The following is a 12,905-nucleotide window of genomic DNA, read 5'->3' on the forward strand; positions in this document are numbered from 1 at the left end:
CCGGTTAGGTATCTGCTTTTTATATAGCTCTAATTAATTCATAAAATTTTGGATCCGACGAACTGCTTCACTCAATAATGTTTGGCTCGTCGCATACGAAAGTCGAATATGTCCCGGCATTCCAAACGCTTCACCGGCGACAACGGCTACATGCGCTTCCTTTAGTAAAGCCATCGCCAAGTCCGTAGATGTGGCATATCCTTTAATTTTCATAGCTTCAGTAACATCCGGAAATAAATAGAAAGCCCCTTCCGGCTTATAATCAAAACTAAAACCAGGGATTACTTGCATTAAATCAAAAGTTTGGTTCAACCTTTTTTCAAATGCCAATCGCATTTCTTCCACTGGATATTGGTCTCCACGCAAAGCTTCCAGAGCGGCATACTGCGCTACCGCTGTCGGATTTGATGTCATATGACCTTGTAAAGCCAATATTTTTCGAATAATTTGCGGAGCAGCTACAACATATCCAATTCGCCATCCAGTCATTGCATACGCTTTTGAAACCCCATCGATTAAAATGGTATTATTAACAATTTCATTCCCCATACTCATAACTGAACTGAATTTTGCCCCATTGTAAACTAATTTACCGTAAATCTCATCTGCAACTAATATTACGTTGTTATCGACCGCCCATTGTGCAATCGCCCGTGTTTCTTCTTCTGAATATACCAATCCCGAGGGATTTTGAGGCGTATTTAAAATTAACAATTTTGTGCTGGCTGTTTTAAAACGACTTAATTCTGAAGGAGTAGTTTTCAAGTCACTAGCTTGAGGATGGATGGCAATCACCGAACCCCCGGCTAATTTCACCTGTTCCTCATAACTAACCCAGAATGGGGCAACGATCATGACTTCATCGCCTTCATTCAATAAAGCTTGGAAAGTTTCGAACAGCCCCATTTTAGCCCCTACCGTTACTGCCACTTGTTCCATTTTGGCATCATAACCTGTATCGGTTTTAATGTGCGTAGCAACTGCTTGGCGAAGTTCTGGGAGCCCTCCGACTGGTGTGTAATAACTTGCTTTACCAGATTCCATGCTTTCCATCGCCGCTTTAATAATCGCCTTAGGAGTAGCAAAATCCGGTTCTCCCGTACTCAAATTAACAACGTCGATGCCGGCCGCCTGCATTTTTTTTGCCTCAGTTGAAACTGCTAATGTTGCTGATGGACTAACTTGATTAGCCCGCTTCGAAAATTCCATCAGATTACTCCTTTTCTAGTTCAATCAATAAATCTCCCGTCTCGATTTGCATTTCAGGGGTAGCATAAATCTTCTTAATGGTCGCGTCGAAAGGTGCTCTTAACGCGGTCTCCATTTTCATCGCCTCAGTGACAATTAAGTTATCACCTTGCTGGACCTTTTGGCCCGCTTCTACTTGAACTTCAATGACCGAACCCGCCATAGTAGCTCCAATCTGTTCGGCTTTAGTAGGATCAGCTTTAATCTTCTTTGCTTTCGTTACCTGCGCATTAACATCATAAACAATCACTTCTTCACTTTGTCCATTTATATCAAAGAAAAGTGACCTTTGGCCCGCCTCATCTGCTTCACTAATTTCTCGAAGGACAATAATGACCGATTTTCCGCGTCCCAATTGTAAATCAATGCGTTGACCAATATGCATGCCTTGGAAAAAGATTGGAGTATCTAATAATGGTACTGGACCATATTCATTTTGACGTTGAACGTATTCGGTCATCACATCTGGATACATAATAAACGACATAACTTCTTCATCACTTGCTTGGTGACCTAAAACCTTAGTTGCCTGTTTACGAACTTGATCAAAATCAACTGGATCGGCTAAAGCTCCTGGTCGTACTGTCAATGGGGCTTGCTCTTTTAGAATCATCTTTTGGAGCTGTTTTGGAAAACCACCCGCCGGTTGTCCTAAATCACCACGGAAAAAGTTTACCACTGATTCGGGAAAACTTAATTGTCCCTTATCGTTCATTACCATTTCAGGCGTCAAATCATTTTGGACCATGAATAGTGCCATATCGCCAACTACTTTAGAAGAAGGCGTAACCTTTGGAATATCGCCAAACATTTGATTGACGGTCGCGTACATTTCCTTAATCTCATCCCAACGCTTACCCAAATGAACTGCATTAGCTTGCTGGCGCAGGTTGGTATACTGTCCACCAGGCATTTCAATTCGATAAATTTCAGTTTGTGGTCCATTTAATTGGGTGCCAAATCCTTCGTAATATGGTCGAATTCCAGCCCAATATTCATCTAGTTTTTCCGCTTTTTGAATGTCTAAATCTGGTTGACGCTGGTTATTAGACAACGCATAGTAAAGAGACTGCATTGAAGGCTGAGAAGTCGTTCCCGCTAGCGCAGAAGTGGCAACGTCGACCACATCAACTCCAGCTCGTATTGCTTCAGAATATAAGAAAATGCCGTTGCCTGTAGTATCGTGCGTATGCAAATGAATTGGCACATCCAGATGATTTTTTAACTCTGAAATTAATGCATAAGCAGCTTGTGGTTTTAAAATTCCTGACATATCTTTGATTCCAATAATATGAGCACCTGCTGCTTGGAGTTCTTGAGCCAAATCCACATAATATTTCAAATTATATTTAGTACGATTAGTATCTAAAATATCGCCAGTATATGCCATGGCTGCTTCAGCCACTTTTCCATTATCACGCACCCGTTGGATAGATTCTTCAAGCTGTGGAACCCAATTAAGGGAATCAAAGATTCGGAAAACATCAATTCCATTTTTGGCAGCCAATCGAATAAATTCGTCAATGGCGTTGTCTGGATAATTTTGATACCCTACTGCATTTGACCCACGTAAAAGCATTTGGAGCATCGTATTTGGCATTTTAGCCCGCAATTGTTGGAGTCTTACCCATGGATCCTCACCTAGGAACCGATAAGCAACATCAAAGGTCGCACCGCCCCAAACTTCAGCTGAAAATAGGTTAGGCAGACCTTTCTGGACTTGATCGGCAATTTCTACCATGTCTTTGGTCCGCATTCGCGTAGCAAATAATGATTGGTGGGCATCCCGCATGGTCGTATCGGTTAGCAAGACCTGCTTTTGTTTTAACAGCCAATTGATCATGGCATCAGGTCCCTTACTATCCAAGATCTGTTTCGCATTTTCATGCGGTACTTGTGCTTCAAAATGTGGACGGACTGGCCGAGTTAACACTACTGGATTCTGCTTTTCTAAGCCTGGATAACCATTGATGGTAGTATTAGCAATGTAACTCAAAAGTTGAGTAACTACCGGGGTTTCAGCTTTTAAATCAAAGAGTTCTGGTGTCTCATCCACAAAGTTTGTCGGAGCTAATTCCGATCTAAAAATAGGATGATGAATTAATTTCTTTAAAAATGGGATATTAGTTTTAACCCCAGCAATTACAAATTCATTGAGCACCCGATCCATCTTTACCAAGGCTTCGTCAAAGGTTGGCGCATGGACAATCGCCTTGGTCAGAAGTGAATCATAATGCGGAGTTACAATGGCGCCAGCAAAGGCATTTCCAGCATCCAATCTCACACCTGTTCCACCAGGTGAACGATACGTCTGGATTCTACCGACATCTGGAATAAAGTTATTCATTGGATCTTCAGTGGTAATTCGAGCTTGAATTGCCACTCCCACAGCTTCAATTTGGGCTTGTTGAGGAACACCGATTTCTTCGTGCAATCTTTGGCCTTCTGCAACCTTAATTTGGGTTTGCACAATATCAATTCCCGTGACTTCTTCGGTAACTGTATGTTCAACCTGAATTCGTGGGTTCACTTCCATAAAGTAAAATTGATTACCTTCTACCAAAAACTCAATGGTTGCAGCGTTACTATAATCGACCGACTTCAATAATTTTAAAGCAGCTTTTCTTATTTGATCACGGACGGTGGCAGAAATTCCCACCGCTGGAGCAAATTCAATGATTTTTTGATGGCGTCGCTGAATCGATGAATTTCGTTCATACAAATGAACCATCTCACCGTGTTCATCCGCGACTACTTGAACCTCAATATGGATCGGATCAACTAAGTAACGTTCTAGGTAAATCTCATCGTCACCAAAAGACGAAGAAGCTTCTGACTGAGCCATCTTAAATGCTTCGCGCATTTCTTGTTGATGATGTACAATCCGCATCCCTTTTCCACCGCCACCTGCCGCTGACTTAACAAATATAGGATAGCCAAATTGCTCTGCAAAATTTAGCGCGTCATCGACATCTTTAACTGGTTTTTCCGTTCCCGGAATAGTTGGTACACCGGCCTTAATGGCTGCATTTTTAGCTTGTAATTTATCACCAAACATTTCTAGTAATTCGGGTCGAGGTCCAATGAACTTAATCCCAGCTGCTTCAACTGCTCGCGCAAATACAGCATTTTCCGACAAAAATCCATAGCCGGGGTGAATTGCATCAATATTATTTTCTTTTGCAATACGAATAATGTCATCAATATTTAAATATGCTCCAATTGGATCACTATCTTCACCAACTTGGTAAGCTTCATCTGCTTTAAAACGATGCATAGAAAATTCATCCGCTTTAGCATAAATTGCTACAGCTGTTTTTCCGAGTTCATGCGTTGCCCGAATAATTCGGGTCGCAATTTCGCCTCGGTTGGCAATTAAAATACGGTGCATAGTGGACCTCCCTAATTAAATTGTTCGTGATTTAATCAATATTTAATGTTCATTGTATCAAATTAAACGGGTCTTGTTGTGTAATTTGCTAAATAAAAAAACTAAACTTAGAATTTGATGAAAATTCTAAGTTTAGTTTTTAAGCATGAGTAGCTGCTTTATTTTTCTTAATAGCATCCTTCAAAATAAACGGTGCAATGAGGGTAACCAAAACAATCACTAATACAATTGCTGAATAATAAGTTTCACTCATTAAATGTTCACCATAACCAATTTGTAAAGTAATTAGCGCCATCTCGCCACGGGAAATCATTCCAGCTCCAATTACCCCACTACTAGTTAAATCAAATCCCGACATTCGAGCTCCTAATCCACAACCAAATAATTTGGTAATAGTGGCTAAAATAGTTAATACCACAATTAGTCCCAGTACAGTTTGAAGTCCATCAAAATTCATTGATAAACCAACACTAACGAAGAAAACTGGAATAAAGATAGCATAACCAATTGGTTCAATGCTCTCATTGATTTCATCATCTTCATCGGTTAACGAAACGGCTACTCCCGCAAAAAATGCGCCGATCGCTCCGCTCAAACCGGCTACATCAGCCAGCCACGCTAAACCTAAACAAATAATAATCGACATCACTGGGCGCGAAGCCGTAATAAACAGTTGGTCTGAAAGGCGCATAAGCATCGGAACCACCCATTTTCCGATCACATATACTCCAATGAAGAATAACACTTGATAAAAGATGGCCATCCCCACGTTTGAATTGGATCCCGATTTAGAACTAGTCAACGCAATCATAACACCTAGTAATAAAACTCCAATAATATCATCGGCTACAGCCGCCCCCAAAATGGTGGCCCCCTCTTTAGTATTTAGGGTGTGATATTCCTTTAAGACTTCCACAGAAATACTAACTGAAGTAGCTGAAAAGATGACCCCGATGAATAGTGCTTCCATCGGATGGACTCCAAAAAGAAGGCTCGCGCCACCGACTAATACAATGGGTAAAACTACCCCTAATATCGCAACTACCAGCGCCGGCTTGATGTATTTTTTCAACATTTTCAGATCACTTTCTAGTCCTGCTAGAAACATCAGGATAATTACCCCGATTTCTGAAAACACTGATATCAATTCGTCTGAATGAATAATCCCTAAAATTCCAGGCCCTAAAATAATTCCGACCAATAATTGTCCTACAACTGCAGGAAATCCCATTCGTTGAGCAAAATGACCAGCTAAAAGGGTCAGTACTAAAATTAGTACAAGTACGCCCACGAACTCCATTAAACCACGTTCCTTTCAAAATAAAGCTAAATTATAACAATCACTAATTAAGTATACTACATATAGCCTAAATCACTGGCTTCCGTAGGATAAGCTAAGATTTGATTGTTGATTTGATCTACTAATCCCCCTTGATTAATAATCATCGTTAAATCATTAATTAGATGTTCTGCTTCACTACTCATTGTAATTGCACCAACAATTTTTCCACTGGACTTTTCATGAATAACACTAATTTTAGCGAACGGATCTTGTAAACGCCGATAAGTAAACCACTCTGTCATCTCCGCTGTCTTTATTTCATATTGTTCTGGATGTTGCTGCGCCTCATCCAATTCAACTCCTACCTTAGCCAATTTAGGCATTCCGTATACTACGGTAGGGATTGCTGGATAATCAATCGCTGCTTGGGTTGCATTCGTTAGCTTTTTAGCCAAATAACGGGCTTCAAATCCAGATACTGGAGTCAGTTTAGGAAGCGCCTTGGAAACAACGTCCCCCATCGCATAGATATTATCAACCGATGTTTCCAAATATTCATTAACTACGATTCCACCACGATCAGTTTGTACACCAATCTTTTCTAGATTTAAACTATCATCATTGGGTTTTCTCCCAGCTGTAACAAAAACCTGATCAACGATTTGCTTGAAACCTTGTCCATCACTCAACTCAAACCGTTCATCCTTAGGTTCTACCCGCTTTAAATCAATTCCTAAGTGAACTTCAACTCCTTGAGTTTTAAGTTGATCGACTAAGTCATCGACATATGCTTTAGGAAAAGCTTTTAATGGGCGTTGATTATGATGAATAATGTGTACCTTAGCCCCTGCGCCACTAGCAATCATCGCCAATTCAAATGCTATATATCCTCCACCGACCAAGGCCAGTTCATTTGGTAGATGATCCATCTTTAAGAAATCTGTACTAGTCTGCATCATCTCTTGATTTTCAATATTTGTTAATCGACTAGGGCGTTGTCCCGTTGCAATCACAAATTTTTCACTGGTGATGGTTGTTTGATCGATCTTCAAGGTGTGGTGGTCAATAAATTCAGCATGTCCATCATAAACATCGATTTGAGCGTCCGTTAAACCTGAACGGCTGCTTCTAGAAACTGGATCTGTAAATGTTTTTTCAAATTGCATTAAAGCAGGCCAATCAATTTGAGTCTCATTTTTAATTCCATTACCAAGCAAATATTGATTTTGTTTTTTAGCTTCAATCGCTGCTAATAGAACCTTTTTAGGGTCACATCCTCGATTAGGACACGTTCCGCCCCAAAGATTTTCTTCAACAACTGCCACTTCCAACCCCGCTTCTTTTAAAGGATAAGCTAATCCTAATCCACCAGGTCCTGCTCCAATAATCACAACGTCATACTTTTTCATTTAATTTACCTCCCTTAATGTTTGGTTTCACTTAAATACCTAAATAATGATGCTCGGTCAACCCAATTAACCGTTGATTTATCTTCATCTACTACTTTTAATATTTCTACTTCAGCCATTGCTGCAAAAGCTTTTTCTAAAGTATCTTTAGCATTAATTTCAGATATTGGTTCTGCCTCATGCGGTTCTGGAATTTCAAAGCCCGTTCGAATAATTTTTTCAATAGGTGTCTTATATAGATTTTTACCCACCGTAGCAGAGAAGAAATTCTCCACAAAAGCATTTTCCGGATTCTGTGCAATTTCCTTTGGGGTGGCGACTTGCAATAATTTACCATCGTTCATAACCCCAATTCGATCTCCTAGTTTTAAAGCTTCATCCATATCATGGGTAACAAATATAATCGTATTCTTCAACTTTTGATGTAACTTCAAAACCAAATCTTGTAATTGATTTCGCACTAATGGATCTAACGCACTAAAAGGTTCATCAAACAGGACGACTGGTGGTTCTGAAGCAATCGCCCGTAAAATCCCAATGCGTTGCTGTTCACCACCCGAAAGATCACTGGGGTGGCGATTTCGATACTTTTCAGGATCAAGATCAACATCACCAAGGAGTTGATCTACCCGTCTTTTTATATCCTCTTTTTTAAAGTGTTTCATTTCAGGAATTAACGCAATATTTTGTTCAACGGTCATCGTGGGAAACAATGCAATTTGTTGTAGAACATATCCTACATTCAGACGCAGCTCTCGGAGATTGTAATCTTTAATCTTCTTACCATTGAACAAGATATCGCCTTCTGTTTGAACGAAAAGTTGATTAATCATCTTGAGTGTCGTAGTTTTTCCGCTACCGGAAGTTCCCACTAGGACAAAAATTTCACCTTCTTGAACTTCGAAACTAATATCTTTAATTACGCTATGATTTCCAAAATCCTTTTTCACATGTTGAAATTCGATCATTGTTTTAGCCACTATTTTCCGTCTCCTTTCAACAAACCTTTTTTAACTAAGTATTGATGAGCCACTACATCAGCTGATTTCTTTTGTACATTAACTTCATAATTCATTTCTTGCATTTCCGATTCTGAAATTTTACCGGCTAACCGATTAAGTGCTTTGACAACTTGCGGATGTTTATTGGCAAAGCTCGTTTTCATTAAGGGCGCCCCTTGATATGGAGGGAAAACATGTTGATCATCTTTTAAAGTCGTTAAATTCAATTGCTTTATTTGACTATCGGTAGAATAAGCATCAGCAACATTAATCTGTCCGTTTTTAATGGCGGAATAGCGTAAGGAAGCCTGCATTGAACGAACTGGAAAATCTAATTCGTAAGCCTTTTTAATTCCTACCCAACCATCTTTACGATGAATAAACTCTAAGGTCATGCCACCTTTTAACTGATTTTCAATATTTTTTAAATCTGAGATTGTTTTTAAATCATTTTTCTTGGCAAAATCCTTTTTAACCACAAGGGCATTCGTATTTTGATATTTCATCGGTTGCAGGTAATCCATTTGGAACTGTTGTTTCAATAATCGTTGGGCATCTAAGTAAGTTTGATGCGCACTCGTTTTTTGAGTAGGGGCTTTCTTCACCAATGTTTCTAAAACCGTTCCTGTAAATTCAGGATAAATATCAATTTTATTTGATTTTAAAGCGTTGAATAAAAAGGTGGTTTCACCAAAATTTTGTTTCAATACCACTTTAGTTCGTGGACTTTCTTGCTCAATTAAATCCTTATACATATTAATAAGAATATCCGGTTCTGCTCCTAATTTTCCGGCAATCGTAATGGTTTCAGTTTTAGGCATTACCAATCGCGTGATAGAAATCCCAGCTGCCCCGATCACTAATACTGCTAAGGTGATAAGCATCTTCTTAATTGATAAACGCTGAACGACGCTGATGAGTGCACTTAATATAATCGCTAAAAGGGCTGAACTAATTGCCCCAACTAAAATTAGTTGTGGGTCATTCCGGTTGATCCCGAGCAGAATGAAATTTCCCAAGCCCCCTGCTCCAATTAAAGCTGCTAGCGTTGCCGTTCCAATAATCAATACTAGTCCGGTTCGAATTCCAGAAATAATGACTGGCATCGCTGTTGGTAATTCAACTCGGAAAAGTTTTTGTGAACGACGCATTCCAAAAGCGTCCGCAGCTTCCTCTAAGGAAGGATCAATTTCTGTAATTCCCACATATGTGCTTTGAAAAATTGGTAACAAAGCGTAAATTACCAATGCAATTACGGCGGGTACACTGCCAATCCCCACTAAAGGAATCAATAGCCCCAGCAGTGCTAAAGAAGGGATTGTTTGTAAAACTCCCGTGACTTGTAATAATAATTCTGCAACTTTGCGATGATGGGTAGCCCAAATTGCTAATGGCATCGCAATTAAAATCGCAATTAATAATGATAGAACTGAAATTCCAATATGCTGAAGTAGCGCCTGTCCTAACTCACCTTTTTGTTCAGCAAAAGTTTGTATTAATGCTCTCATCTTCTCAACTTCTTTACGCTTATTTAATATTTAAATTATCTCATAAAAAAAATGGTGTCCCTAACAAAAAGCCTGGTTAGCGGGCACCACTTAATTAAAAGTTGGTTTTTATTTCAGCTGGTTCAGTTTTAACGATGACCTTTCCATTGTGAATCGAATACAATAATTCTTTCCGTTCGTTAAGTTCATTATAAAAATTATCAGTGTTAAAAATTAAACAATTAGCTGGTTTTCCAACTTCAATTCCATAATGATCTGTAACATTTAAAGTTTTGGCACCGTTATTAGTAGTTAAATTATAAGAATTCATAATTTGCGAATATCCCATCAATTGAGTTGCATGAATTCCCATATGGATCGAATCTAACATGTTTCCGTCTCCCATTGGATACCAAGGGTCTTTTATATCATCTTCGCCGAAGGAAACATTAACGTTATTTTCCAAAAGTTCCTTAACGCGGGTTAACCCGCGTCGTTTTGGATACGTATCAAACCGGCCACCCAGGTGCATGTTAATTAATGGGTTGCATACCATATTAATATTGGACATCTCTAAAAGACGCATTAACTTATAAACATACGCATCGTTATATGAGCCCATTGCCGTAGTATGGCTAGCAGTGACTTTATTTTTTAAACCACTTTCATAAGCTAAAGTAGCTAAGACTTCTAGGTGACGTGAATTAGGATCATCAATTTCATCACAATGTACATCGATAAGTTTGTCATATTTTTCAGCAAGCTCAACAATATACTTTAAGGAATCCACGCCGTAGTCACGATTAAATTCAAAATGCGGAATTGCTCCAATAACATCGACGCCCATTTCAACCGCTTGTTTAATCAGGTTTTTACCATTTTTAAACGATAAAATACCTTCCTGCGGAAAGGCTACCAATTGCAATTCCATAAAATCTTTTACTTCATCTTTTACTTCTAATAAAGCCTCTAGAGCTGTAAAACTAGGATCGGTAGTATCAACATGGCTGCGGACGAATTGAATTCCATGGCTAGCTTGATTTTTCAACGTTTGAATAGCGCGTTCTTTAGTCTCTTTTTTAGTTAAGGTTTGTTTGCGTTCTGACCAAATACGAATTCCATCAAATAAAGTTCCAGTTTCATTCCATTCGGGATCTCCCGCTGTTAAGGTCGCATCTAAATGCACATGTGAATCAATAAAGGGTGGTAAAAGTAATTTTCCATTGGCATCAATCACCTCGTCATCAGATGCTTCAAGATTTTTACCAATTGCTTTAAAAATTCCATTTTCGATTCTAACATCTTTTACTTCAGGATCATTTTCGATATGAACGTTTTTAATTAACATTGCTGTTCCTCTTTTCAAACTGCATAATTAGCCAATATAAAATTCCAATAATAATCATTACAATGAACGTTGCCCCAGTATAGGTTTGAACAAAGTCCAATTTCTGTAATAAGCTGTAAAAAATTACGCCTACTAACCATAAAATAAAAGCCGTCCAGTGGATACCATTTTTATACCAGTATCTTCCGTTTGGATTTCCCAATTCCATAGGATCATATTTCTGTTTTGAAATAAGGAAATAATCAACCACCATAATACTAATAATCGGTCCTAGAACCATACCTACATAGTCCAAGAAAGCGGTGAAGGTTTCTAAAAAACTACCATAGAAAACCGGTATAAAAGTTACTAAGGTTGCAATAACCGTGGTAATGAGTAGTGACTGTTTTAAAGTTAGCTTAGTGAACATATTGTTTAATGCTGAACCCGCTGCCTGAATATTGACGGCATTGGCCGTCATGCTAGTCAGCATAATTACAATCATTGCAATGAGCCCTAACCCTAATCTATTAGCAATTGTACTTGGATCAGAATTATTAGGATCGTACACGCCTGAACTAATTGCAATACTTATTGTGGCACTTAATCCAATAAATGCAAATCCGAAAACACCTAAGTTTGCTCCTAGAAAAGGTGCGGTGGTCGCTGTAACAGATTTCTTAGTAAATCTAGTAAAATCCGCGCCAGCAGTCACCCACGCTAAATTAAAGGCGGCTAACGTGTCCATGGCCGTCCCAAACCCCATTTTAAGATGGCTTGGAACTTTCCAAGCAGCGATTTGGTTAAAGGATACATCTTTAAAAACTACTATTGATTCCCAAATCACAAAGATAATAACTAAGATAATCCCAATTCGTTCAATAATTTGAATGGATTTCTGTCCTGAAACAATACTAATTAAATGTAGGATACTCATCACTGCAATTCCCATAATCAATCCCAGATTTCCACCCGGTTGACCATATACAGGCCATCCCAAGAAGCTGTGCAAAATATATGATACAGAAGTCGCAGCAATAAAAGTATTAACCGCTGTCCAACCAACAAATTGTGTCAAATTAACAATCGAAGGAATAATGCTGCCTCTAATTCCAAAAGAAGCACGTGACAACGCCATTGTTGTAACTCCAGTTTTGGTGCCCATATAACCAACTAACATTAAGAATATGTATGAAATACTCGAAGCTAAAATTAAGGCTTTAATTCCGCCCCAGAATCCACAAGCAGCAATAATTCCACCGATGAACCAGGTTCCATTGTTAGCATTAGCACCAACCCAGGTTGCAAACATATCCCAATATGTCATATGTCGATGTTTCTTATCAATACTTTCTACTTGGTACTTTGTATTCATTCGCACAGTTCCTCCTAGTATTTTTTACACATTTTAAAAAATTATACTAGATTCACTGTACACAATCAAAGATGAATTGGTTCAAATTTAACTTTCAAAACAAAAAAGAGGATGACCATGATAATAATCGTGGTCATCCTCTACGTATTAAAAATTTATTTTTAAGCCACTAGTCGGACTTGAACCGACGACCCCTTCCTTACCATGGAAGTGCTCTACCTAGCTGAGCTATAGTGGCATTTATCAACTAAGATAGTATATCATATTTATTTACACTGTAAAACCAAAATATGCCATGTAGCTTAATTTTTTAGACACAAAAAAAGAACCTTCCAACGGAAGATTCTTCGATGTGCATGGCAACGTCCTACCCTCGCAGGGGGCG

At 38.8% G+C, this 12,905-nt stretch carries 8 protein-coding genes and 1 tRNA gene; all 9 read right to left on the reverse strand.

Annotated features, from left to right (window positions below; genetic code table 11):
• Positions 1 to 33: 33 nt before the first annotated feature.
• On the reverse strand, positions 34 to 1,209 hold the full coding sequence (locus tag HFC68_RS09205; RefSeq protein WP_011672954.1) for a pyridoxal phosphate-dependent aminotransferase: 1,176 nt from the start codon (positions 1,207 to 1,209) through the stop codon (positions 34 to 36).
• Positions 1,210 to 1,213: 4 nt separating this feature from the next.
• The gene (locus tag HFC68_RS09210) at positions 1,214 to 4,639 is read right to left on the reverse strand and encodes a pyruvate carboxylase (RefSeq protein WP_011672953.1); all 3,426 of its coding nucleotides are present in this window, start codon (positions 4,637 to 4,639) and stop codon (positions 1,214 to 1,216) included.
• A gap of 139 nt (positions 4,640 to 4,778) precedes the next feature.
• Positions 4,779 to 5,939, reverse strand: a complete 1,161-nt coding sequence (locus HFC68_RS09215; RefSeq protein ID WP_011672952.1) for a cation:proton antiporter — start codon at positions 5,937 to 5,939, stop codon at positions 4,779 to 4,781.
• Positions 5,940 to 5,995: 56 nt separating this feature from the next.
• On the reverse strand, positions 5,996 to 7,330 hold the full coding sequence (locus HFC68_RS09220) for an NAD(P)/FAD-dependent oxidoreductase (protein ID WP_011672951.1): 1,335 nt from the start codon (positions 7,328 to 7,330) through the stop codon (positions 5,996 to 5,998).
• A gap of 14 nt (positions 7,331 to 7,344) precedes the next feature.
• Complete coding sequence (locus HFC68_RS09225) at positions 7,345 to 8,298, reverse strand: ABC transporter ATP-binding protein (RefSeq protein WP_178084812.1); 954 nt, start codon at positions 8,296 to 8,298, stop codon at positions 7,345 to 7,347.
• Positions 8,299 to 8,309: 11 nt separating this feature from the next.
• Complete coding sequence (locus HFC68_RS09230) at positions 8,310 to 9,839, reverse strand: ABC transporter permease/substrate-binding protein (protein ID WP_002832660.1); 1,530 nt, start codon at positions 9,837 to 9,839, stop codon at positions 8,310 to 8,312.
• A gap of 94 nt (positions 9,840 to 9,933) precedes the next feature.
• Positions 9,934 to 11,166 carry a cytosine deaminase gene (gene codA, locus HFC68_RS09235; RefSeq protein WP_160211239.1) on the reverse strand — a complete coding sequence of 411 codons (1,233 nt, stop codon included), beginning with the start codon at positions 11,164 to 11,166 and terminating at the stop codon, positions 9,934 to 9,936.
• The gene (locus HFC68_RS09240; RefSeq protein WP_011672948.1) at positions 11,156 to 12,520 is read right to left on the reverse strand and encodes a cytosine permease; all 1,365 of its coding nucleotides are present in this window, start codon (positions 12,518 to 12,520) and stop codon (positions 11,156 to 11,158) included. The genes codA and HFC68_RS09240 overlap by 11 nt, the downstream gene beginning before the upstream one ends.
• Positions 12,521 to 12,684: 164 nt before the next feature.
• A tRNA-Thr gene (locus HFC68_RS09245) sits at positions 12,685 to 12,758 on the reverse strand.
• Positions 12,759 to 12,905: the final 147 nt, after the last annotated feature.

It is taken from the genome of Pediococcus sp. EKM201D (assembly GCF_011800215.1).
Lineage (GTDB): Bacteria > Bacillota > Bacilli > Lactobacillales > Lactobacillaceae > Pediococcus > Pediococcus pentosaceus.

Bases quoted from the DNA above. Each gene is read 5' to 3' on its own strand.
- HFC68_RS09225 (WP_178084812.1), bottom strand. From the start codon at position 8,298: ATGATCGAATTTCAACATGTGAAAAAGGATTTTGGAAATCATAGCGTA.
- HFC68_RS09205 (WP_011672954.1), bottom strand. From the start codon at position 1,209: ATGGAATTTTCGAAGCGGGCTAATCAAGTTAGTCCATCAGCAACATTA.
- HFC68_RS09210 (WP_011672953.1), bottom strand. From the start codon at position 4,639: ATGCACCGTATTTTAATTGCCAACCGAGGCGAAATTGCGACCCGAATT.
- HFC68_RS09240 (WP_011672948.1), bottom strand. From the start codon at position 12,520: ATGAATACAAAGTACCAAGTAGAAAGTATTGATAAGAAACATCGACAT.
- HFC68_RS09215 (WP_011672952.1), bottom strand. From the start codon at position 5,939: ATGGAGTTCGTGGGCGTACTTGTACTAATTTTAGTACTGACCCTTTTA.
- HFC68_RS09220 (WP_011672951.1), bottom strand. From the start codon at position 7,330: ATGAAAAAGTATGACGTTGTGATTATTGGAGCAGGACCTGGTGGATTA.
- HFC68_RS09230 (WP_002832660.1), bottom strand. From the start codon at position 9,839: ATGAGAGCATTAATACAAACTTTTGCTGAACAAAAAGGTGAGTTAGGA.
- codA (WP_160211239.1), bottom strand. From the start codon at position 11,166: ATGTTAATTAAAAACGTTCATATCGAAAATGATCCTGAAGTAAAAGAT.